Genomic DNA, 23,880 nt, shown 5'->3' on the forward strand with positions numbered 1-23,880 from the left:
CCGGCATCCACCGCTCCGTAACCGCCGTCGGCGATCCGCTCGCCTTGCCCCGGCTTCTAAGGTTATAACTTCCCATCAACGCCGCCCTCGGTCCCGATGGCGCGGCATCGAACACTCCCTTGCCACAGGACTTCCCGCGATGACAGCGAAACCCGGTTTCTCCACGCATAAACAGCGGACGATCAAATCTTTCCAAGGCCATTTGGAAGGCCGGGAATCCCCCGGCCACCCCTTGGAAATATTCCTGGAAATCAGCAACGTCTGTAATCTGAAATGCGCCATGTGCAGCGTGTTTTCCGAGCTGAATCCCTACCGTTTGTACGCCCTCAAATCGGAGGAACGCGGTTTCCTCGATCCCAAGTATATCGAAGCCCTGGAACCCCTGTTATCCCATACCCTGCTGGTGCATTGCTATGGCTATGGCGAACCCACCGTGCATCCCGAATTCGTGGGCTTATTGGATTCCATCCTGCGATACGAGGTGCTGGTGGATTTCTTCACCAACGGCATGAACCTCGGCGAGGAACTTTGCCAATTCCTGGTGGACCGCAAAATCTTCCGGGTCACGGTGAGTTTCTCCGGCGCTTCCCCGGAGGATTATGAGAACGTCTACCTGGGCGGCGGATTCGATACCGTGCTGGACGGTCTCGCCCGCTTGCACCGTATCAAGACCGAACGCGGTAGCCGTTACCCCGAGATTGAGATCAACTCCATCGCCTTCCAGCACCATATGGACCGCATCGTGGACTTCGTGGCGTTGATGGCCGACCGCGGCGTCAATACGATTTACCTGAAACCCATGCACGCCTACGAAACCCTGCCCATGCTGCACGCCCATGGCGCGGTGATGCGGCCCCAGGTGGAAGGCAAGTTACTGGAAGCAGCCCACCGCCTGGCCCGCCAGCGCGGCTTGGCCCTGGTCGATGAATTCAGCAATGTCGCCACCGCCGCCACGCCCGAGGAGGAAGCCACCGTGCGGGGCCGCTTGCTCTGGGGCAGGGGCGACGGCAACGTCGCCACCGTGCCCATCGCCGAACTCAAACAGACCGCCAAGACCGTCAAGGCCCTGGTCCCGCCCAAGGCGGAACGCGCCCGGCCCGCCACCGCCATGGACCAAACGGCAGCAACCATCGATCAATTCCTGGATATCCGCACCCCGGAACCGGCCACCGGGTTCCAATGCTCCCAGCCCTTCAAAACCTTCTATGTCAACCAACAAGGCGCGGTGCGGCCTTGTTGTTTCGGTTTTTCCAATGCCTACCTGGGCCATCTCGACGCCCACGACGGCGAGGCGATTTGGAGCGGCATCGGATTCTCCCAAACCCGGGCGGCGATACGCCAAGGCCAATACCCGATGAAAATCTGCGCGGCCTGTCTGAAGCAAAAGAGCTATCCCAAGATCGATAACTTTTGGAGCATGGTTTCAGCCTATGCCGGTTGGTACAAAGCCAGGTTCGGGGAAGCCTTTCCCGCCATGGCCGATTATGCCCAGCTTTATATCGACAGCGGCGAAGGCTTCAGCGAGGCCGAATCCATCATCCACGGCGTGGCCAATACCCAGGACGTGCAAACCCTGGAATTCAAGCTGGGCACCCGGCCCGCGCCGCGCAACCTGCGGCTGGACCCCATGAACGGTCCCACCGCCGTCGCCATCCACAAAATCACCGCCCTCGGGCCGGACGGGCGGGAACATCCGGTCCGCTTCCTGCCGCTGAACATGACGGAAGCGCGGACGGGCCAGATGGTGTTCGCCTGCCAAGACCCGCAAATCGCCCTGGTGGGCTTCCCGGCGGAAAGCTGCCACAGCCTGGTGGTGGCGCTGAGCTACGCCCAGGAAACCCTGGAACAAGTGCTGGCCCAACGCCAGGGCAGCGCCTATTGCGCCCAGTTGTTCATCGACACCGGAACGGGCTATAGCGAGGCGGACTCGATGATCCAGCCCTTGATCCCAAGCCTGGGGCGGCAGGATATCGCGTTCGAGTTGGGAGAAAGAGCCGGGATTCAGGCGTTCCGTTTCGACCCGATCAACACGGCGGCGCGGATGGTCATCCACGAGGCCGAGGCCATCGACCACACCGGGAAGCCGCATCCTTTGGCGGTCACTCTATCCAACTTCAGCGGGCAACGGGATGGCGTCCTGTTGTTCGAAACCGACGATCCGCAAATCCATCTGGAGGCCGCGCCCGACCGGCAATATCGCCAACTGCGGTTTTCCATCGGCTACCAATTGCTCGCGCCCCAATAGGCCGGACGCGGGCATAAAAAAGGCCGGCCCGGAAACCGGGTCGGCCCGCGCACTTCCCGGCAAAGGGAATCAGGGGGTTTTCGGACAGACAACGGCGGCGTATTCCACGTCAGTGATCTCGATGGACAACCAATTTTCGGGAATCTTCGGATCGGCCCCCAGGAAGGTCAGCACCTTGCCTTTCAAATCGGCCACGGTGCGGGGATTATCGAGAATCTTGATATCCAGCGGCTTCTTGAAATTATTCGCCACCAAGTTTTCCAGCGCCTGCTGGTCCGCCGTATTGGTCGCCTGCAACTTGCCGACGATGGTGAAAATGACCTTGTCGAAATGGTAGATGGCGGTCGATGTCGTCCCGGTGGTGGACACGGGGCAGGTGACATAGGCCGGTTTACCCACGCCATCGACCGGGGGCACCGCCGACACCGCGGCGCTGGCATAGATGGAAGCCGCGGCGAACAGCGGTGCCAGGAAAATGATGCGTTTGCTCATGCTCATGATGGTTTCCTCGAAAGAAGCGGAATCGTTTGGCCACCCACGCCCCGGCGGGAGTTCCCCCGCCCGCCGGAACGGCAGCGTCCCTGATCGGGCTTGGGATGGACCCAAGCCCGGAGAGCAGTGTAAAACTCGGGAAAACCAGTATCAGTGATTTATTGCCTGAAATAAGCGGTCATATTAACCGCGATACCTGGCCGGACTATAGATATACGATTTGACAACGCTTATGGCCGGGAAATATGACGCTTCCATGAAGGATAGACGCTATGTATAAATACCTAATAATCGGCCTTTTTTCACAGTATGGATAAAATTCGTCGGCGTTGATTTGAAAACCCGCAGAATATCCAGTAACCGCCGGAATCCTCCCGGCCAGCGCCGCTTCAGGCCGTGGCCCACGACCTACAATCTGTAGATACAAGGACGGGCATGAGCACATGCCCACGGCTGAGCACACACCCAAACCGAAAATGCTTTAGGAGCCCGCCGCCTCCCGCTCGAACCAACGATACAGCGCGGGCAACACCACTAAGGTCAGCAAGGTGGACGAGATCAAACCGCCGATCACCACGATGGCGAGCGGCCTTTGCACCTCCGAACCCGGCCCGGTCGAGAACAGGAAGGGAATCAGGCCCAGCATGGCGACGGTCGCGGTCATCATCACCGGGCGGAAACGCTGGCGGCAACCCTCGGCGATGGCTTCCCGTTGCGGCAAGCCCTGCCCGCGCAAACCCCGGATATAGGACACCAACACCACGCCATTCAACACCGCGATACCCCACAAGGTGATGAAGCCCACCGAGGCCGGCACCGACAGATATTCCCCGGTCAGGTACAGCGAAACGATGCCGCCCATGGACGCGAACGGCAGCACCAGGATGATGAGCGCGGCGAACCTGAGCGAATTGAACAACAGGAACAATAAGAAGAAGATCGCCCCGATGGTGATGGGGATGATGAGCTTGAGCCGGTTCATGGCCCGTTCCAGGTTTTCGAACTGCCCGCCCCACCGCAGGAAATAACCGGGCGGCAGTTTTATCTCCGCGCCCACCTTTTGCTGCAATTCTGCCACGAAGCCGCCGAGGTCGCGGCCCCGGACATTGGCCCCGATCACGATGCGGCGCTTGGCCATTTCCCGGCTGATCTGGGCCGGGCCGTCCACCACCCGGACCTGGGCCAGATCGTCCAGCCGCACCAAAGCTCCGTTGGGCGATTTCAGGAGGATTTCGCCGATGGCCTCGGGACTGCCGCGGAAGTTTTCCGGGAACCTGACCACCGCCGAGAAGCGCCGCTCGCCCTCGTAGACCTCGGTGCTGACCCGCCCGCCGATGGCGGTCTCGATGATATCGTTGATATCGGCCACATTGATGCCATGGCGGGCGATGGCGCGGCGGTCGATATCGATGGTCAGGTATTGCTGGCCGCTGAGACGCTCCACCCGAATATCGGCGCTGCCCTCGACCGTGTTCAGCACCCTCACGATTGCGTCGGCCAGCCGCTTGAGTTCGGCCAAATCGTCGCCGAACACCTTGATGGCGATATCGGAGCGCACTCCCGTGACCATCTCGTCCACCCGGTCGGAAATCGGCTGGGCCATCACCACCTGCACCCCCGGCAAGACCTTGAGCTTCTCGCGGATAGCCTCCGTCACCGTAGTTTGGTCCCAGCCTTCCGGCATGGCCGCGCGCGGCTTCAAGGTGGCGATGGGGGTGGATTCATTTTCCGGCTGGGGATCGGTGGGGCTTTCGCTGCGGCCCAGTTGCGACACCACCCCGGCCACGCCCGGCACCTCCATCACCAGCCGCATGGCTTCCGCTTCCAGCTTGATCGACTCGGCCAGCGACATGCTGGGCACCCGGTTGATGCCCGGCACGATGGTCCCCTCGTTCATCTCCGGGATGAACGAGGAACCCAGGAAGGGCAAGAGCGACAGGCTCAAGCCCAGCACCGCCACCGCCGCCACCACCACCGTGACCGGATTCCCCAGCGCCACATCCAATAGCTTGAGATAGGGCCGCTTCATGAAGGCGATAACGGGCGTATCGTGTTCGGCCCCGCCCTTGAGCAGATAGGCGCACAGGACCGGCGACAGGGTCAACGACAGCACCAGCGAAACCAGCAAGGCGATGGCGATGGTATAGGCCAGGGGGGCGAACAGCTTGCCCTCGATGCCTTCCAGGGTCATCAAGGGCAGGAACACCAGACAGATGATGCCCACCCCGAACAGCACCGGCGTCGCCACCTCGGTCGCCGCCAGCAGCACGGTCAAGAGGCGGTCGCCCTTGTCCTTGGCCTCGCCCAGATGGCGGAAGGTGTTCTCCACCACCACCACCGAGCCGTCCACCATGATGCCGATGGCGATGGCCAGCCCTCCCAGCGACATCAGGTTGGCGGAAATGCCGAAATGGTTCATCGCCATGAAGGTGCAGAGCGGCGTGACCACCAGGGTCGCCACCACGATCAGGCTGGACCTGAGATCGCCCAGATAGAGCAGCAAGACCACCACCACCAGGGCCACGCCTTCAAGCAAGACCTTGGCGACGGTATGGACGGCGGCGTCCACCAGTTCGGAACGGTCGTAGAACGGCACGATCCTCAGCCCGTCCGGCAGCATGTCCTGGCCGTTGATCTCTTCCACCCGCTGCTTGACCTGGGACACGATGCGCTTGGCGTTGCCGCCACGGATCGACAGGACGATGCCGCCCACCGCTTCGGTCACGCCGTTATTGATGACCGCGCCCGAACGTCCGGCCGCCCCGATCCGCACCTCGGCCACGTCGCGGATGAAGACCGGCGTGCCGTCGATCTCCTTGAGGACGATTTCCTCGATATCCTCCACACCCTCGATCAAGCCCACGCCGCGGATCAGGTATTGCTCGGCGTAGCGCGGCAGCTTGCCGCCGCCGCTGTTGGCGTTGTTGAGCGCCAGGGCGGTATAGACCTCCTTCAGCGTCAACCCGTAATGGCGCAGGCGGTCGGGATTGGGCAGCACTTGGTATTGGCGTTCCAGGCCGCCGATGGAATTGATCTCGGCCACGCCCGGCACCCCGCGCAACAAGGGCCGCACCACCCAGTCCTGGACGGTGCGGCGGTCGGTCAGTTCCTGGAGGGTCAGTTCGCGGCCGCCGTCGTCCGGGCGTTCGAGGGTGTATTGATAAACCTCGCCCAAACCCGATGACACCGGCCCCAACACCGGCGTGACGCCTTCCGGCAGGTTCGCCGCCGCCTCGATCAGGCGCTCCAGCACCAATTGGCGGGCGAAATAAACATCGGTGTCGTCGCTGAACACCAGGACGATCTGGGACAGGGCGTTGCGGTTGACCGAACGCAACTCGGCCAGGCCTGGGAGGCCGGTCATGGCGATTTCCAGCGGCACGGTGACGAAGCGCTCGACCTCCTCCGGCGAGCGGCCCGGCGCTTCCACCGCCACCTGCACCTGGACATTGGTCACATCGGGGAAGGCATCGACCGAGAGTTGCCGGAAGGCCACCACCCCGGCGGCGACCAAGGCCAGGGCGATCACCAGCACGATCAGCCGCTGCCCGAGCGCGGCGCGGATCAAACCCTCCATGGCGGGCTACTCCAATTCCTTGCGGATGCGCTCGTTGTTGAGATGGAACGCGCCGTCCACCACGATGCGCTGGCCGTAGCTCAAACCTTCCACCACCCGCCGCCGCCCATCCTGCTCCACGCCCAGCGCCACCGGGCGCAGTTCGAAATGGTCGCCGCCGGTCTGCACGAACACATGGTCGCGGTCGTCCACCCGCACCACCGCCTGGGCCGGAATCACCAGCCCCGGTTCCGAGGAACGGCGGATCACCATGTTCGCCAGCATCTCCGGTTTGATCCGGTGTTGGGCGTTTTCAACCGCCATCCGCACCGTTACGGTGCGCGTGATCGGGTTCACGGTGTCGGCCACATAAATCAAGCGCCCGGTGATGCGCTGCTGGAGCAGGGCCGGGATTTCCACCTCGGCATAGCGGCCCAGCTCGACCCGGTGGGCGTCCTGCTCCGGGGCTTCCGCCACCACCCAAACCTGGGACAGGTCGGCGACGGTGAACAAATCGTCGGCGGGCTGGGCGATTTGCCCCACCGATATCTGGCGCTCCAGCACCGTTCCGGTGAGGGTGGCCGTCACCGGGGTCATGGAATCGATATGGCCGGTCTCGGCCAAACGGCGGATGGCGGCGGAACTCATGCCCATGACTTCCAACTGGCCATCGCCGGCCCGGAGTTCGACCTCGGCCTCGGCCAAGGCACCTTCCCGCTCGTGCAGGGTGGCTTGGCTGATGATGCCTTCCTCGAACAAACGCCGCGCCCGCTGCACCGCCAAGCGCTGCAAACCGACCTGGGTCTTGGCCTTGAGATAGGCGGCCTGGGCGGCCCCCAGTTCGGTGCTGTTGATGAGGGCCAGGACATCGCCCTTCTGGACGCTTTGGCCGATGAAGGCTTTGATCTCGGTGACGCGGCCACTGATGCTGGGACCGATGCGGGCCACGCGGTGTTCGTCCAGGGCCACCCGGCCCGGCAGCCGCAGGGTTTCGGTGAAATGGGCCTCGGCCACCGGCTCGATCACCAGCTTTTGCAAAAGCGCGGGCGGGGCGTGGACGGATAGCTCGGTGGCCTGGGAAGGGACGGGGGCGATACCGGCCCAGGCATTAGGCAGGATCAGCGCGAGCATCCAGGCGAGCGGTAGTTTCATCGAATCCTCGGGAATGAGCGAATATAGCGGATATCCGCACAGGAACAGCAAGGCCGATGCCAGCGGCGGACGCGGCTATACCCGGCCTTGGGCCAAGACCGGCGTCATCCAGTAATGCAGCCCGGTCCCGGCGAACTCGGTGGTAAGACGCTCGACCAGCCGGAACAGTTCGGCCTCCGGCGCATGCAGATCGAACCGGATTTGGCGCTTGCGGCCCGCGACCTGCTCGGCCAGGGTCAAGCCTTGGTGGCGGCTGGAATGGCCGTTCACCGGGAAGGTGCTGAACCCATGATCGGGCAGGCATTCGAGCAGCCAATCGACCAGGGACTCTTCCAGGCTGGGCGGGCAAATCAGGGTCAACAGGGTGGATTCGGGCATGGGCAGATTCCTGGGTTTTCGGGTTGGGTTGGGGTGGCGCGGAGCCGTGGGGGATTTTAGCGCGGCGCGGGCGGCGATAACCGGATGACGGCGGCCACCCAAGAAGTTCTCCCGTGTTGCCCGCGCTCGCGGTAGTTCCCGCCCTGGCTCAATACCTCATCGAAAGCCCGCCGCCGCCAAGGAATCGGACTCCGCCAGCAATCACATCGTCAGTCGCCTCGGACCTCCATCGCTCCAAACAAAGAACAAGGCCCGGATAGATGCTCTAATAAAGAACATATAAAACGCTTTATCCGTCGCAATTGAGTTCACAAAATCGATAATTCAAAATACACTATGTCACGATTTACGGTGCGATCCCAATTTTCGGGAAATGTCGCTCGTTGAAAGCGCGGGGCGTCCGTCCTGGGCGGATGGATTCCCACAGGGTAGCGACCCAAACCCCTGGGCGGAACTCCCGGTCGAAGGCCGCGCCGACCGGGATCGAACGATCCAAGCCCCCGGCACCGGGCCGGGGAACCCTTATTCCAACCCGCCGCGAGGAGGTTAAACCCGTTAGACGAAATAGCCAGTTTCCGGTCTCGATAACAAATATCGCAACAGCCAACAAGGTGATTCATATGCCCCATATCGTCTTATTCGAACATGAGAACTTCAGCGGCCGCCGGGTCGATATCAACCAATGTGGCTCCAGCCTGGGCCGCGACCATAACTTCAACGACAAAACCTCGTCCATCATCGTGGTGAGGGGAACCTGGCTGGTCTACGCCGACGGCGATTACAACGGCAAGTGCTGGGTCTTGAAACCCGGCGAATACCCCACGCCCGACACCTGGGGCGGCTCGCACGACAATATCTCCTCCCTGCGCCCGGTCCCCAAGGACAAAGGACTGCCCCTGGCCGTCCTGTTCGGCGATGGCGATTTCAATGGCCGCATGGTGTCCTTCACCGAAGCCAATGCCGATTTCCCTTACATCGGTTTCAACGACCAGGTGTCCTCGGCGATCATCGTGCGGGGCAACTGGTCGGCCTACCGGGATACCAATTTCAGCGGCCAGCGCTGGGCGCTCTCCGATAAGGGCGGTCCCAACCAAAATGGATTCTATTCCGGCCCGGACGGCTTTTTTGACAACGATGCCATTTCCTCGATAAGGCCGGATTCCGAAACGGCATAAACCTGCGGGTTCTTGGACAAACCCCACCGTCCGCCAAACCACCGGCGGGCGGTACAGACCCGACCGATCCCCTTTCAAATTCCACCCCGTATACCCGGAAATGGCCGCCCGGCACGCCCATGCGTCCTCCCCCCCGCCGGGTCGGCGGAAACGCCTGTTCGAACGCGCCACCCCCTTCGACGAGAAGAACCGTATCGGGCCTCAAGCGCCGGGGTTTGCCTGTTGTTCCAGCCGGGATAGGACCGGGCATGGCGGTGGGGGATTCGTTGCGGGGTGGGCGGGGGTTGATGGGGTTCGCCAAAGTGCGGGATTGCCGCGTATGGAATTGACGTGGGAGAATCGGCTGGGTTTTTTTTGGAGGGGGAATAAGCAGATTCAGCCCGCACGAGGTACGGCGGAATATAGGTATCCTAGAAGCCCTCAATACCCCATAGGGTTGATAGAGGCTGGCGTCATTACAGCCCCTTGGCCTTTGTCAACCGGCTCATCAATCCCACCATTAGTAGTATACTTGCCGACACCCATCCAGCCATCGGGCAAGCTACAACCTTATGATCGATAGCAACCCCACCCCAGAACCTTTGGAGCGCCGCCCGGAAGCTCGTGCATTCAAAATCGAAGACTTGCTTGCTGAGGTCAAGTTAGGACGGGTTCGCATCCCTTCCTTCCAGCGTGGGTTGAAATGGGAACGGGAAGATGCCAGCAAATTACTCGATAGCCTTTATCGCGGTTATCCGGTGGGAACCCTATTGTTTTGGGAAACCGAAGCGGAAGCGAGGGAAATGCAATTCGGCTCGATCAAAATTAGTGCCGGAGGCCGCAATGATGCGCTATGGGTGGTCGATGGCCAACAGCGCATCGTTTCCTTAGCTCGGGTACTCCTGTCAATCGAACCAGATACGGACGGCTTCGCCCTTTATTATGATCTCGATGCCCCTAAATTCATCGCGCCCCCGCCTCCATCCAAGCGCAGCGAAGACCCCACCCGCTGGCTACCCATGACCGAAGTTTTGGATTCCGAACGGCTCTTACAATGGCTATTTGAGAAAATGCCTGCCAGCAAGGAGCGCCGGGACAGGGCAATCCAGCTAGGAAAACGCATACGTGAATATGAAATACCTGCTTATATAGTACGAACCAATAATCAAGAAATTCTACGAGAGGTATTCAGCCGCACCAACGATTCCGGCAAGCGGCTTAAGGCATCCGAAGTGTTTGATGCCTTGCACGGCGCACGCTCTCAAAATCGCCCAGCAACCATTCCAGAAATTGTCTCCGATCTGGAAGCACTTGGTTTCGGTCGTGTCGAAGAAAAGCTTTTATACCGGCTTCTACGGGTTTTGCATGGGGTGGATGCCACAGTTAGGATAGGAGATGGAGCTTTGCGCCTCTCTGAAAAGGATGCCGAAAGTGCGTATCGGAAAACTGCGGAAGCCGCACGCTTAGTTATTCAGTTTTTCAAACAAGACGCCGGCATCCCTTTGTATGACTTATTACCATACAAACACCCATTTATCACTCTTGGGAAATTTTTCCATTACCATCCCACCCCACAACCCCGTTCACGCGAACTACTGGTGCGTTGGCTCTGGCGCGGCGCGCTAAATGGGACACATCAAGGAAATACCCTTTCAACTCAGCAGGCGCTAGAACGGATTGATGCGGAAAGCGAAGAAAAATCCATCCAGCGCTTATTGAAAGCAACGAAAGAAAGGCCAGGGAATATGCCAGATGTTAGCATACCCTTCAAATTCAACCATGCTGTTAGCAAACTACAAGCCCTTGCGTTAATCGATCTCGGGCCATGCAATCTAGAAACCGGGGCATTGCTACAACCGAACACGTTATTCGGCTTGGAAAGCCAAGAGTTACCTCTTCCCCAGATAATTACTTATATGGCTGGCGACCATGACCAATTGACGCGCTCCGCTGCGAACCGGTTAATCCATCCCGCAAAAAATAGAGGAGTGCGTCGGCTCCTAATGAATGTCGCCGATCAGGAAGTTCTGACCTCCCACGGTATTACAGAACCAACACTCCAAGCTTTACGTGAGGGCGATGCGACAAGATTTTTAGCGTTGCGTGCAGACTATCTCCGTCCCCATTTCCAGCAATTCTTCGACCGGCACGCCCGCTGGGACGAACCCGACCGCCCTTCCCTATCTGCGTTGGTAATATCGGACGAAGAGGAGGAAGACTGAATGGGATACACCAACACCCTGCGGGTGCTGTTGAACGATAAGGCTATCGGCACGCTAAGCCTGGATAAAACCGACGGTTGCGAATTCCGCCTATTGGAATCGTACAAAAACGCCTATCCGCGTCCGGTATTGGGCCAAATATTCCTGGATAACCTGAAAGCGGTCCATTACAGCCGCGCACGCGTACCGCCTTGGTTTTCCAACCTGCTACCGGAAGGGCCATTGCGCGAATTGGTGGCGAAACAAGCGGGCGTCCATTCCACCCGCGAATTCTTCCTGCTCCACCACCTAGGCGAAGATTTACCGGGAGCGGTGCGCGTCGTCGCCGATGACGCTTGGGCCGAGCCGGACGACACCGAAGAAAACATCCAACCCGAAAATACCGACGATTTCGGGCAATGGCATTTTTCGCTGGCCGGGGTCCAGCTCAAGTTTTCCGCCAACCGCAGCGAACGCGGCCTCACCATCCCGGCCAGTGGCCGTGGCGGCGATTGGATCGTGAAGCTGCCCGATGCCCGTTTTCCCAAGGTACCTGAAAACGAATATGCCACCCTGCTTTGGGCTAAGGAAAGCGGTATCCGAATCCCGGAAGTGGAGTTGGTGGATATCAGAGGAATCTCCGGCCTGCCTGAGCATATCGGTCTTGTGCGGGAACAATGGGCGCTGGCAATCCGCCGGTTCGACCGGCCCGACCTAAACCGGCGCATCCACATGGAGGATTTCGCCCAAATATTCGGCCTATATCCAGAGCAAAAATACAGCAAATACAATTACGAAACCCTAGGCAGCCTAATTTATTCGCTCACAGGGGAAATAGGCTTGGATGAATATATCCATCGACTTATTTTCATTATTATATCGGGCAACGCGGATGCTCACCATAAGAATTGGAGCCTCATTTATCCCGATGGCATTATGGCCGAACTCTCCCCGGCCTATGATTTGGTTTCGACCATCCAATATATTCCTAACGATAAACTAGCCTTGAACCTCGCCAAATCGAAGCGCTGGGAAGATATAAGCATGGATTCATTTCGTCGGATGGCCAGGAAACTCGGCGTAGAAGAAAGACATATGATGGCGATAGTTAGAGTCATCCTTGACGGTATCCGATCCGCCTGGGAGCGCTCGGCTAAAGAGTTTGGCTATGACTCCACCGCCCGCGAGATACTGGAACGGCATTTCAAGCGGATACCTTTGCTCGAAAGCCGTTCCTGAAGTATCCGCTAAGCCTCCCCCCAGCGCCGGTACAAAACCGGCAACATCACCAAAGTCAGCAGCGTGGAGGTACACAATCCCCCCACGCCCACCACCGCCAAGGGCCGCTGAATCTCCGACCCCGGCCCGGTCGCGAACAGCAACGGAATCAAGCCGAAGGCCGCGATCCCCGCCGTCATCAGCACCGGACGCAAGCGCCGCAACGCCCCCGTCACCACCACTTCATCCATCGGCAGGCCTAGGGCGCGGAGTTGGTTGAAATAGCTCACCATCACCACGCCATTCAAGACCGCGATCCCCAGCAAGGAAATAAACCCGACCGAAGCCGACACCGACAGGTATTCCCCGGAAATCCACACCCCATACACCCCGCCGATCAAGGCCAGCGGCACATTGGCCAGCACCAGCCCCGCCTGCCGCACCGAGCCGAAGGTCGAGAACAGCAGCAGGAAAATCAGCCCGATGGACAGCGGAATCACCACCGCCAAGCGGTCGGCGGCGCGTTGCTGGTTCTCGAACTGCCCGCCCCATTGGATGTAGTAGCCGGTCGGTAGCTGGACCTGCGCCGCCACCGCCCGTTTGGCGTCCTCGACGAAGCCGACCAAATCCCGTCCCTCGACATTACTGCGCACCGAGGCATAGCGTTGGCCGCGCTCGCGGTTGACCGCCACCACGCCTTCCACCGGCTCGATCTTGGCGACGGCGGACAAGGGCACCCGCCGCCCGTCGGGCAGGGCGATTTGCAGGGTGGCCATATGGGCCGGTTCCCCGGAACCCCGCAGCAGCAAGGGCGTCCGCCGGATATCCTCCTGCACAATGCCCAGCTTCAAACCCTCGATCTGCGCCCGGAGCGTATCGGCCAGCGCGTCGGCGTCCAGCCCCAGCCGTCCCGCCGCCAGCCGGTCCAGCTTCACCACCAGATATTGCATCCCCTCGTTGCGGACGGTGAACACATCGGACGCGCCGGGAATCTTCTTCATCGCGGCGGCGATTTCCTCGGCCTTGGCGTTCAACACCGACAATTCCGGGCCATAGAGCTTCACCGCCACATCGCCGCGCACGCCGGTCAGCATTTCCGTTACCCGCATCTGGATCGGTTGGGTGAAGCCGTAGGCGATGCCGGGAATGGTATCCAGCACCTTGCGGATGGCCTCGGTCAATTCCTCCTTGGTCTTCATGCGCCATTCCGCCTGCGGCTTCAACACGAAGAAGTTGTCGGTCTCGTTCAAGCCCATGGGGTCCAGGCCGATTTCATCGACCCCGACCCGCGACACCGCGCGGACCACTTCCGGCACATGCTCCATGATGGCTTTCTGGATTTGCTGGTCCAGCCGCACCGATTCCTCCAAGGTGATGGACGGCAGCTTTTCCACCTGCACGATGATGTCGCCCTCGTCCATGGTGGGCATGAAGGTCTTGCCGATTTGGTTGTAGACGAACAAGGTGGATAGCAGCAACAGCCCCGCGCCCGCCATCACCGTGCGCCCGTGCGCCAACGACCACAGCAACACCGGGCGGTACAGCGCCAGGAATTGCCGTGCCAACCAAGGCTCCTCGTGCTTGACCTTCGTCATCAGGAACGAGGCCAGCACCGGGATGACGATCAGCGAGAAAATCAACGAGCCGCTCATGGCGAACACATTGGTGAAAGCCACCGGCTTGAACAGCTTGCCTTCCAAGCCTTCCAGCGAGAACAGCGGCACGAACACGATGCCGATAATCATGGCCCCCGACACCACCGGCGCGGTGATTTCGCGCATGGCCCGGTAGATGATATGCAGCCGCGGCAGGCGCTGGGCCTTGCTGTGTTCGGCGAGATGGGCGGTGATGTTCTCGACCACGACCACCGCCGGGTCCACCAGCTTGCCGATGGCGATGGCGAGGCCGCCCAGGCTCATCAGGTTGGCGGTCAGGCCGAACTGGTGCATCAGCAAGAAGGTGAACAGCGCCACCATCGGCAGGATGCAAGCCACGGTCAGCGCGGCGCGGACATCGCCCAGGAAAGCCAGCAGCAGCACCAGCACCAGCACCGTCGCCTCCACCAAGGCGTGGATGATGGTGTAGGTGGCTTTTTCCACCAGATGGGCGCGGTTGTAGAACACGTCGATCTTCACGCCCTTGGGCAGGGCCGGCTGGATTTCTTCCAGTTTCTGTTCGAGGCCCGCCACCACTTGCCGGGCGTTGGCCCCCCGGAGGCTCAGGACCAAGCCCTCGACCGCCTCGCCCTTCCCGTCCTGGCTGACCGCGCCGTAACGGGTCAGCGCCCCGATGCGGACTTCGGCCACATCGCCCACGGTGATGGGGATGCCGTTGCGCTGGACGATGACGATGGTCCGCACATCGTCCAAATCGACGATACGGCCTTCGGCCCGCACCAGCAGCGATTCCTCGCCCTGGACCAAGCGGCCCGCGCCGTCGTTGCGGTTGTTAGCCTTGAGCGCCGTGGTCAATTCGCCGATGGACACGCCCCGCGCCGCCATCCGCATATTGTCGGGGATGACCTCGAAGCTCCGCACCCGCCCGCCCAGGGTGTTGACATCGGCCACGCCCGGCACGGTACGCAAGGCCGGGCGGATTACCCAATCCAGGAGGCTACGCCGGTCGGCGAGGCTCAAGCCCTCGCCCTCGACCGTGAACATGAACATCTCGCCCAAGGGCGTGGTCATCGGGGCCATGCCACCCTCGGCGTTGGCCGGGAGGTTGGCCCAGGCGGCGTTCAGACGCTCCGCCACCTGTTGCCGCGCCCAATAGATATCGGTGCCTTCCTCGAAATCCAGGGTGATATCGGTGAGGGCGTATTTGGCGATGGAGCGCAGCATGGTTTGCTTGGGGATGCCCAAGAGTTCCACTTCGACCGGCGCGGTGACGCGGGCCTCGACCTCCTCCGGGGTCATGCCGGGGACTTTGACGATGATTTTGACCTGGGTGGGCGAAACATCCGGGAAGGCGTCGATGGGCAGGTTCATCGCCGCCAGCCAGCCCGCCCCCGCCAGCAGCAAGGCCAGCAGCAGGGCGAAAACCCGCTGGGTCAGGGCGAATTGGATTAAACGCGCCATCATTCCCCTTCCCCCATGCCGAGCCACGCGGCTTTCAGCCCCGCCACACCCTGCACCGCAACCGCGTCGCCCGGCTCCAAGCCCTCATGCACGGTGACGCTGTAGGCTTCCTGCCCCGCCACCGCCACTTCCCGCGCCGCGTAGCCCTCGGCGGTCTTCACGAACACGTAGTTCTTGCCCTCGTGGCTGATGACCGCCGCGACCGGGACACGGAAAATCCGGTCGGTGCTGCGATGCATCAATTGGACGTTGAGGTTCATGCCGGGGCGGAGATTCTCCGCGCCCTGGTCCACCACGGCGCGGACCAGGGCGCTTTGGCTCTGGGCATCGACGTTCTGGCTCACCTCGATGATGCGGGCCGCGGCCTTGGGGTTCTCGACCACGATCCTATCGCCCAGCTTGACCTCGCGCAGGCGTTCCTGCGGCATGTCCACTTCCAGCCATAGTTCGTCCAACTGGCCGATGCGGAATAGCGGGGCCATGGCGTCCAGCCTTTGCCCGACCACGGCCATGCGTTCCAGCACCACGCCGTCGATGGGCGAGCGCACGTCCATCGCGCTGTCGAGTTGATGCTTGGCCTTGAGTCGCGCCACCTCGGCGGGACCGACCCCGGAGGCGATCAGGATTTGCTCGGCCTCGCCCAGCGCGGCCTGGGCCTTGTCGAACGCGCCTTTGGTTTCCTGCCAGCGCAGTTTGGAAATCACGCCTTCTTGCAGCAGGGTTTGGTCGCGGTCCAATTTGGCGCGGGCCAATTCGTATTCGGACACGGCGTCGATCAGATTGCGCTGGGCATCCAACAAGGTGGCGCTGCGGAGTTGGGCCAAGACCTGGCCCTTGCCCACCTTGACGCCCAAAGGCACGTTGACATGGGTGATGACCCCGGCTTGCAAGGCCGACACCACGAACTCCTTGGCGGGCGGCAGCACCACCCGGCCCGGTGCCTGGGCCAGGGGCAGGGCCGCGACCGCTTCCGGCGGCACGGCGCGGATGCCGAGATGGCTGATTTGCTCGGGGGTGAGGCGGACGCTGTTGTCCAAAGCATAGGCCGGAACCACCAGTCCCAACCAAAGCGGCAGGACACCACCAAAACCGACACGCTTGACGATGCTCATGGCGTCACTCCCACCACTTGGTTATAGGTCGCCGTGTCCTTCTGGACTAGGATGGCCCGCTGGGCGGCTTCGCGGATGGCGGCCTGGGCACCGGCCTGGATTTTCAGATAGTCGATCAAGGCGATTTCCCCGGTTTCGAAGGCCAAGCGGCTCATCTTGAGCTGGGTCCCGGCGATTTCCTTGCGGCGCTCGGCGATTTCCAGGGCGGTGCGGTCCACTTCCAAGGTGTGTTCGGCTTCGTGCAGGGCTTTTTCCAATTGCCGCCAGAGGATTTCGCGCTGGGTCAGGCGCTCGGAGAGGAACACATTGGCCTGGGCCACCACCGGGGCGTGCCAGGCGTCGCCGCCAAGCGGGATTTGCAGCACGATATTGTTGCCGGTACTGAAATTGTCCCTGGGGCTGCCGCGCGAGGTATCGGTGCCCAGCAACAAGGTCGGCTGGTTGCCCTGCTTGGACAAACGGGTGAATTCGACCTCGGCCTGCGCCCGTTCCACCAGGGCGTTGGCGGCGGCCAGGGCCGGATGGCTTTCGTCGAAGCCGCGCAAGGGGCTTTGCGCCTCGTCGAAGGTTTTTGGTGCCCGCGACAGCCGGGTGAGGTTCTGATAAGCCTTGCGGGCGTGCATCACTTCGGCCTCGGCCTGAACCAGGGCGGTTTTCTTCTCCAACTGGTCGCTCTCGGCCAGCAGCAAGTCGGCCCGCGCCAAATCCCCGAGTTCCACCCGCCGCCGCACCACATCGGTCAATTGCTCGGCCACTTCGTAGATTTGCCGGGCCAAGCCATAGCGGTTTTCCATCAGCCTGAGGTTCCATAAAGATTCGCGCACCAGCCCGGCCACCTCGTGCCTGAGCGCCCGCGCATAGGTCTCGGCGCTTTTCTTGGCCTCGTCCGCCACCCGCTGGCCGGCCTTGCGCTGGTCCCACATCCACAGGGGCACCTGATAGCCGGTCTGCAAATCCTGGGTGCCCTTGTTGTCGATCAAGGCGTCGTCGATCCATTGCAGATAGATCATGGGGTAGCCCGCGATCCAACTCGCGCCGCGCTGCTCCAAAGCCCGCGCCTCCTCCTCGAAGGCGGACAACAGGGTTTGCTGGGGATATTTCTCGAAGGTGGCCTCGACCGCCTGTTTGAGGGTCATGCGCTCGTCGAAGCGCAGTTCGTCGTAATGTTCGACCACGAGGTTTTGACCCTGCGCGGACGTGGCGGCACACAGGCACAGCAAACCCGCCAAGCCGTATCGCAATCTCATATTTTTCTCCACGGCGCGGCTTCGCGGGGCCGCGCCTCAGATGGACGGCGCCGCCGGAACGGCGCGGAAAGAAAGGGCGTGCGGCATTATCCAGGCCGCACCGGGCATCAAAGCTCGACGGGAACGGCGGGCGGGGCGCGGGGATGGGCGGCAGCGCGGCGGGGCCGATGGAACAGCGGCGGCGGCGCGTCGAGATAAGGCGGATCGGTCCAGGTCGCGGGCGGCGGGAACGGCCAAGCCACCGCGAGCGCGGCAGGATCGGGGTCGCCGATCCAGGCGGGGGTGGTGGCGCTATCGTGGCGGACGCCCGCCTGCATCCCCACGATCCAGTCGCCGGGATCGAGTTCCACCGACAAGGCCACGCGCTCCGGTCCGCTCCGCCCCAGGAATTCCAAGCCCGGCAAATGCAGGAAACCCTCGCCGCCCCCGACAGGGTCGAAGGCATGGGCATGGACCCAGGGCGCGATGAGTTGCATCAGCACCAGCAGCGGGAACAACACGGTGCGCGGGACTCGGGTCATGGCATGGAGGGGGAATAGGAATTCGTGCGGATGGCCGGGCCACAGTATAGGGCCGGAGCGCCGCCGCTGTAAAAACATCGGTTTCCCCGTGCCACCGCCGACTTTCGGCCCCGGCTCCGCCATCGAATCCAAAGCCGCCCACCACCACGATTGACAGGCCCGGTTTTCCCGGCTTTATTGGATGCCCTGGGCCCGACCGCACCCTACCCATGAACGATACGGAACACACCACCCCGATGGACGAAGACAAGACCGGCTTCTTTGCCCCAGGACCGTTGCTACGCAAAGACGGCGACGACGGCAACGCCCATTATCTCCTGGTCATCGACGGCGGCGAACGGGGCCGCGTCCTCGAACTGGGCGCGGAGCCCCTCACCATCGGCAGGCATTCCGACAACGCCCTGCGCCTGCCCGACCATTGCGTCTCCAAACAGCACTGCCGCGTCAGCCTGCAACATCCCCTGGTCTGGGTGGAGGATTTGGGTTCCACCAACGGCACCTTCCTCGACGAGCGCAAGATCGCCGGCCAGACCCTATGGCCGGTGGACGGATTGCTCCGCATCGGCAACCACGTCCTCAAACACGAATACCGCCACAAGCCCTCCATGCGTGAATCGGAAACCCTGGCCGCCGACCTCCAGAAGGCCAGCGAGTACGTCCAATCGCTACTGCCGCCGCCCTTGGGCCAAGGGCCGGTGCGGGTGGATTGGTGCTTCGTGCCTTCCGCCGTGCTGGGCGGCGACAGCCTGGGCTATGACTGGCTGGACGCGGACCGTTTCGCGTTCTATCTGGTGGATGTGTGCGGGCACGGAGTCGGCCCCGCCATGCACGCGGTCTCGGTACTGAACGTGCTGCGGCATAAATCGCTGGCGAACGTGGATTTCGGCCAGCCCGCCCAGGTATTGAACGGGCTGAACGCGGCCCTGGGAATGGAACAGCACGGCGAAATGTTCTTTTCCATTTGGTATGGGGTGTACCGGGTATCCAGCCGCCGTTTGGTATTCGCCTCGGGCGGGCACCCGCCCGCCCTCCTCCTGAGCCCGGACCAGGACGCGGCGCGGGATTTGACCACGGGCGGGCTGTTCGTGGGGGTGTTGCCGACGGGGGAGTTCCAGCAACAAGAACTCGCCCTGCCGCCCGCCAGCACGCTGTGGGTTTATAGCGACGGGGTGTTCGAGATCAGCCTGCCGGACGGCGGCGAATGGAGCCTCGGCGAATTCCGGGCCTTGGTGACGGGGCAAACCGGCCCGGTTCCGGCCCAGGCGGTCTACCGCGAGATCGCGGCCCTGGCCCACCAAGGCCGGATCAACGACGATTTCTCGCTGATGATCCTCAGGTTCCCCTAATCCCGGCGGACGGATAAGTATTCGTCCGCATGGACCGGGAGCCCGCCCCGGACCATCATAGTCAACGTCCGCCGCCGCCGCCCCCAGGCGGGCGGCGGAACATAGGGAGTTTGCCGACCTGGATAGCCGCCAGGTCGGCTTTTTTATGCCCGGCCCCCTCAACCACGCCGCCGCGACTTGCGCCGGTCACCGACCCGCCGCTCCAAAATACCCACGCCATGGGGCGTGAGTTCCATCGCGCCGCGCCGGTCGCGGGTCCGGCGCTCGTATTCGCGCCGCGCCTCGCGCCATTGCAAGGTTTTGATGACCGCGATGGAGAAAAGCAACAGCGCCAGAATCAAGATACCGAACCAATCGTCGGCGGATGGGATTTGGGACAACAGCATCATCTAACCTCCGTTGCGGGGAATCCGGCGCGGCGCTCCGACGGCCACGCCCGGCCCACCGATGGCATGAATCTCCTGCTTGGGCCGGGATGGGCCTCCCTGGGTTCCCGGCGACTCAAAACGAGGCGGTGACTTCCAGGAAACCATAATTGGCGTCGTTCTGGAGCGCATAGTCGCTGCGGGCGACATCGGACCCGAAGACATGGGCGTAATAGGCGCTCCAGGAGAAATACTTGGAGACATTATGGGTGAAGGTCACGTCCACCAACTGGCCGATGCTGCTATGCCCGCCGGAGGCACGGCCAAAATAACCGAAGCTTCCGCTCCGCGAGGTAGCCCCCGAACCGCCGTAGAACAAGTCGTGGCTATCGCCCAGGGAAAGATGGTGGAAATCCACGCCGAGTTTGGTACTGTCGGTGGGCAGCACCGAAAACTGGGCGAACACATCTTGTATATTCATCAGGTTGAAGAACGGGAACTTGGCGTACAGCCGGACCGTGGGCAACACCTGGAAGAACGTGCCATGGGTGCCGTCCTGGGCGTTGCTATCGCCGGAACTGCGGAAATACCCGGCCCGCAGCCAAGGCTTGAACATCACATCGGTGAATTGGTAGCCGATTTCCGGGGTGACGGCCCAGGCATCCTGCTTGAGGTTGCCCCAGTCGCCAAATTGATAAGCCCCCCAGAATACCCCGTCGAGGCTGCCAGGACCGATCTTTTGCACGGTCAAGGCATGGGTGCCGACCGTGCTGATGGCCAAGGCGTCCTGGCTCAGTTTGGGCCTATCGGCCAAGGGCCGGTTATCGGTGGGCTGTACGCCGCGGTTATCGCCGTAATAGAGATAAAACAGCCGGGCCTCGGTATCGGGCAACAACGCCCCCTTCTTGCTGGTGATCGCGCCATAGGCCAGGTCGATATGGCTAATTTGGTCCTCGGCTCGGATGTTGAAACCGCCCTGGGTCGGATGGGTGGCGGTGAGGGTGACATTGAAGTCCGGGGCGTCGTAGTTCAGCGCGAAACCGTCGAGATTGCGGGTGGCGTGGGCGAAGTCGAACGGGCCGATCAGGCGCTGGGAAATCCGGGTGGTTTTCAATCCGTCGAATTTGGCATCGCCGGTCTTATATTCCAAGCCATCCGAAAACTCGAAGCGACCGCCTTTAAAATAGGTATTGGCCAGGCCCATCATGGGTTGGAGCTTGAAATTCAGATAAGCCTGCTTGATATGCACATCGCCGGACGAGACATTCTTGCCGCTGTCGGCGTAATAGGCACCGCCCAAACCCAAAGGTCCGACCCCCGGCCCACCGAAGGCATGGGTGGGCAAATCATACAGCCCGGTATATTCCCCCTGCGCCAAACCATCCACCCAGGGCGTGGTCATGGCGACGCCCAGCCGCGCCCGCAACGCCCCGAAGGCATAATCGTTCTGGTTGGCGACCACGCCCTGGGCCGGATTGATGGCGGGCTGGAAGAAATCGAAGGCCTCGAAGCGCCCGCGCAATTCGCCCAACACCCTGAAATTGGGACTGATCTGGCCCAAGGGCGCTTCGTCGGCGGCCTGGGCGGCGGCAGCCCACAGGCAGGCAGCCAACCCGGACCAAGCCCAGGGCTTGGGGACGATGGCCAGGGTCGGCGGATGGGATGGGAGATGCGATGGTCGAATCATGGAGCAATCCTCGTCGGGTCGATGGGCGGCGGGGCACGGGCGAAAAAAAAGCGTCCACACGGGCCACGCCTAAGGCGCGATCCGCATGGACGCCGTTGTCCGCTCCCCGCCGCCGCTGGCTAGGGAGAAAAATCAAGGAATCGGAACCACCCCATGCCGCCATTGGCATGGAACGGAAATCACATCGGCGCCCAAGCCCGGTTGGGCGACCTGGGAACCCAAGGTATAGAACACTCCGCCGTGCCCGGCGGGCCGCTACAAGCTTTCCAGCGCCAACAAGGTCCGCGCCACCTCGGCCACTTTGAGGTTGCGGTCCATCGCGGCCTTGCGCAGCAATTGGTAGGCCGCGTCCTCGCTCAAGCCCCGCCGCTGCATCAAAACACCCTTGGCCTTGTCGATCACCTTGCGGTCGGCCAGCTGGCTCTTGGTCTCGTGCAGTTCCTGCCGCAACGCCTCGAACTCGCGGAACCGGGCTATCGCCACCTCGACGATGGGCATGATCCGCTCCCGGCTCAGGCCGTCCACCACGTAGGCGCTGACCCCGGCCTGCACCGCCTGGCGGATGTATTCGCCATCGCGCTTGTTGGAAAACAGGATGATGGGCTTGGGCTGGTCGCGGCCGATTTCGCGCATTTGCTCCAGGGTGTCGCGGCCCGGCGCTTCCATATCGACGATGACGATATCGGGCTGGCAGGCTTGCACCTCGCTCAGGAGGCTCCGGCCCGGCTCGATGCGGGCCACCACCGTATGCCCGGCATCGCTCAGGGCTTGGCGCAGGATGGCGCTGCGTCCGGCGTCCTGATCGACCAGCATGATTTTGAGGCGCTCCGCGTTCATGGATTCAGCCCGGCCAGTTGATCCAAGGACACCCGCAACCGATGGATATCGAATTGCCGCAGATAGCCCACCGGATCGGCGGGATCGAAACAGCGGCCATCGGCGTACAAGTCCGCGCCCAAGGCGATGGGTTCCGGGCCGTCCAGCGTCCAGGGCCCGGCGTGCCCGCCTTCGGCTTTGTAGTCCACGGCGGGGCTGGCGAACCCCAAGGCGCGGGCCGCTTCCCGGTACAGGTCGGGGCGGTAGACCTGCTCCGCGACCTCGCGGATATTCCTAGGCTCCTCCAACTGGCCCCAGCGGTACATCTGGGTCACGAACCACATGGCATGGGAGCGCCAGGGGAAATTGGCGGCATAGCGGTGGAACACGTTGAAATCCGGGCAAGACCGGGGCGCGGCCCCGGCTTGGTATTGGAACGAGCCGGTCATGGACATCTTCACCACCTCGGCCGGCGCGTTCACATAGTCCTCGCGGGCCAGGATTTCCGCCACTTCCAGCCGGTGTTCCGGTTGATCGATCCAGCGCGCGGCTTCCAGCAAGGCCATCAGCACGGCGCGATGGGTGTGGGGGTGGCGCTCGGCCCAGTCGCGGGTGACGCCGAACACCTTCTCGGGATGGTTGTTCCAGATGTCGTAATCCGTGACCAGGGTCCGCCCCACGCCCACGGCCACGGCTTGTTCGTTCCAGGGCTCGCCCACGCAATAGCCGTCGATCTCGCCCATATTCAGGCACTCCACCATGTAGGACGGCGGCACCACCAGCAACCGGGTATCGCGGTCGGGATCGATGCCGCCCGCAGCCAGCCAATAGCGCAGCAGATAGTGATGGGTCGAGAACGGGAACACCATGGCGAAATTCATCGGTGGACGCCCGGCCCCGCGCTCCTGCGCGACGACCCGCGCCAGCGCCCGCGCCGTCATCGGCTGTGCCTGCGCGGCCTCGGGGTCGGCCTCCGCCATCCGCTGGTACAAATCGGGCGATACGGTGATGGCGTTGCCGTTGAGGTCCAGCGACAGCGCGGCGACCATGGGCTGTTTGATCTCGCCCAGGCCCAAGGTGGTGGCGATGGGCATCGCCGCCAGCATATGGGCACCGTCCAGCACGCCGACCGCCACCTTGTCGCGGATATTGGCCCAGGACACTTGGCGGGACAGGCGGACTTCCAAGCCATACTTGGCGAACCAGCCTTTTTCCAGGGCGATGACCAAGGGGGCGCAATCGGTCAGGGGGATGAAGCCCAGGGTCAGTTCGCGCTTTTCGAGGGTGGCGCTCATGGGCGGGCCTCGCGGTTC

General features: G+C 62.1%; 17 protein-coding genes. 5 read left to right on the forward strand and 12 right to left on the reverse strand.

The features are described 5' to 3' along the window. The first annotated feature begins 139 nt into the window (after positions 1 to 139). On the forward strand, positions 140 to 2,245 hold the full coding sequence (locus tag B9N93_RS19320; RefSeq protein WP_176225335.1) for a radical SAM protein: 2,106 nt from the start codon (positions 140 to 142) through the stop codon (positions 2,243 to 2,245). Between the two features lie 69 nt (positions 2,246 to 2,314). Here the strand turns inward: B9N93_RS19320 and B9N93_RS19325 are convergent, their stop codons facing one another. The 4 genes from B9N93_RS19325 to B9N93_RS19340 form a co-directional block, all read right to left on the reverse strand. Next, on the reverse strand, positions 2,315 to 2,743 hold the full coding sequence (locus tag B9N93_RS19325; RefSeq protein WP_085215848.1) for a hypothetical protein: 429 nt from the start codon (positions 2,741 to 2,743) through the stop codon (positions 2,315 to 2,317). 475 nt (positions 2,744 to 3,218) lie between these two features. Next, positions 3,219 to 6,314 (reverse strand): efflux RND transporter permease subunit, encoded by a 3,096-nt coding sequence (locus B9N93_RS19330; protein ID WP_085215849.1) that lies wholly within the window; start codon positions 6,312 to 6,314, stop codon positions 3,219 to 3,221. A gap of 6 nt (positions 6,315 to 6,320) precedes the next feature. Further along, a complete protein-coding gene (locus B9N93_RS19335) occupies positions 6,321 to 7,445 on the reverse strand; it encodes an efflux RND transporter periplasmic adaptor subunit (RefSeq protein WP_085216344.1) in 1,125 nt (374 codons plus the stop codon). A gap of 75 nt (positions 7,446 to 7,520) precedes the next feature. Then, positions 7,521 to 7,823, reverse strand: a complete 303-nt coding sequence (locus tag B9N93_RS19340; protein WP_085215850.1) for a DUF3240 family protein — start codon at positions 7,821 to 7,823, stop codon at positions 7,521 to 7,523. Between the two features lie 620 nt (positions 7,824 to 8,443). Between B9N93_RS19340 and B9N93_RS19345 the strand changes: the two genes are divergently transcribed. From B9N93_RS19345 to B9N93_RS19355, 3 genes are all read left to right on the forward strand, one after another. Then, complete coding sequence (locus B9N93_RS19345; protein WP_176225336.1) at positions 8,444 to 8,998, forward strand: beta/gamma crystallin-related protein; 555 nt, start codon at positions 8,444 to 8,446, stop codon at positions 8,996 to 8,998. Positions 8,999 to 9,549: 551 nt separating this feature from the next. Next, on the forward strand, positions 9,550 to 11,199 hold the full coding sequence (locus B9N93_RS19350) for a DUF262 domain-containing protein (RefSeq protein ID WP_085215852.1): 1,650 nt from the start codon (positions 9,550 to 9,552) through the stop codon (positions 11,197 to 11,199). Beyond that, positions 11,200 to 12,417 (forward strand): type II toxin-antitoxin system HipA family toxin, encoded by a 1,218-nt coding sequence (locus B9N93_RS19355; protein WP_085215853.1) that lies wholly within the window; start codon positions 11,200 to 11,202, stop codon positions 12,415 to 12,417. Between the two features lie 8 nt (positions 12,418 to 12,425). Here the strand turns inward: B9N93_RS19355 and B9N93_RS19360 are convergent, their stop codons facing one another. The 4 genes from B9N93_RS19360 to B9N93_RS19375 form a co-directional block, all read right to left on the reverse strand. After that, complete coding sequence (locus B9N93_RS19360) at positions 12,426 to 15,473, reverse strand: efflux RND transporter permease subunit (protein ID WP_085215854.1); 3,048 nt, start codon at positions 15,471 to 15,473, stop codon at positions 12,426 to 12,428. Continuing rightward, positions 15,473 to 16,585 carry an efflux RND transporter periplasmic adaptor subunit gene (locus tag B9N93_RS19365; protein WP_085215855.1) on the reverse strand — a complete coding sequence of 371 codons (1,113 nt, stop codon included), beginning with the start codon at positions 16,583 to 16,585 and terminating at the stop codon, positions 15,473 to 15,475. The genes B9N93_RS19360 and B9N93_RS19365 overlap by 1 nt, the downstream gene beginning before the upstream one ends. Continuing rightward, on the reverse strand, positions 16,582 to 17,832 hold the full coding sequence (locus B9N93_RS19370; RefSeq protein ID WP_085215856.1) for a TolC family protein: 1,251 nt from the start codon (positions 17,830 to 17,832) through the stop codon (positions 16,582 to 16,584). Before B9N93_RS19370 ends, B9N93_RS19365 begins: the two co-directional genes overlap by 4 nt. Positions 17,833 to 17,939: 107 nt before the next feature. Then, complete coding sequence (locus B9N93_RS19375; RefSeq protein WP_125469070.1) at positions 17,940 to 18,353, reverse strand: hypothetical protein; 414 nt, start codon at positions 18,351 to 18,353, stop codon at positions 17,940 to 17,942. A gap of 209 nt (positions 18,354 to 18,562) precedes the next feature. On the opposite strand from B9N93_RS19375, the gene B9N93_RS19380 reads away from it, so the two are divergent. Next, positions 18,563 to 19,699 carry a SpoIIE family protein phosphatase gene (locus tag B9N93_RS19380; protein WP_085215858.1) on the forward strand — a complete coding sequence of 379 codons (1,137 nt, stop codon included), beginning with the start codon at positions 18,563 to 18,565 and terminating at the stop codon, positions 19,697 to 19,699. Between the two features lie 158 nt (positions 19,700 to 19,857). On the opposite strand, the gene B9N93_RS19385 is transcribed toward B9N93_RS19380, so the two are convergent. The 4 genes from B9N93_RS19385 to B9N93_RS19400 all read right to left on the reverse strand — a co-directional run bounded on the left by B9N93_RS19385 (position 19,858) and on the right by B9N93_RS19400 (position 23,862). Next, positions 19,858 to 20,088, reverse strand: a complete 231-nt coding sequence (locus B9N93_RS19385) for a hypothetical protein (protein ID WP_085215859.1) — start codon at positions 20,086 to 20,088, stop codon at positions 19,858 to 19,860. A gap of 112 nt (positions 20,089 to 20,200) precedes the next feature. Continuing rightward, positions 20,201 to 21,751 (reverse strand): alginate export family protein, encoded by a 1,551-nt coding sequence (locus B9N93_RS19390; protein ID WP_085215860.1) that lies wholly within the window; start codon positions 21,749 to 21,751, stop codon positions 20,201 to 20,203. A gap of 255 nt (positions 21,752 to 22,006) precedes the next feature. Beyond that, a complete protein-coding gene (locus tag B9N93_RS19395) occupies positions 22,007 to 22,588 on the reverse strand; it encodes an ANTAR domain-containing response regulator (RefSeq protein WP_085215861.1) in 582 nt (193 codons plus the stop codon). Then, positions 22,585 to 23,862: a CmpA/NrtA family ABC transporter substrate-binding protein gene (locus B9N93_RS19400; RefSeq protein ID WP_085215862.1), complete on the reverse strand. Its 1,278-nt coding sequence runs from the start codon at positions 23,860 to 23,862 to the stop codon at positions 22,585 to 22,587. Before B9N93_RS19400 ends, B9N93_RS19395 begins: the two co-directional genes overlap by 4 nt. Between the last annotated feature and the right edge of the window lie 18 nt (positions 23,863 to 23,880).

This window comes from Methylomagnum ishizawai, assembly GCF_900155475.1.
GTDB lineage: Bacteria > Pseudomonadota > Gammaproteobacteria > Methylococcales > Methylococcaceae > Methylomagnum > Methylomagnum ishizawai_A.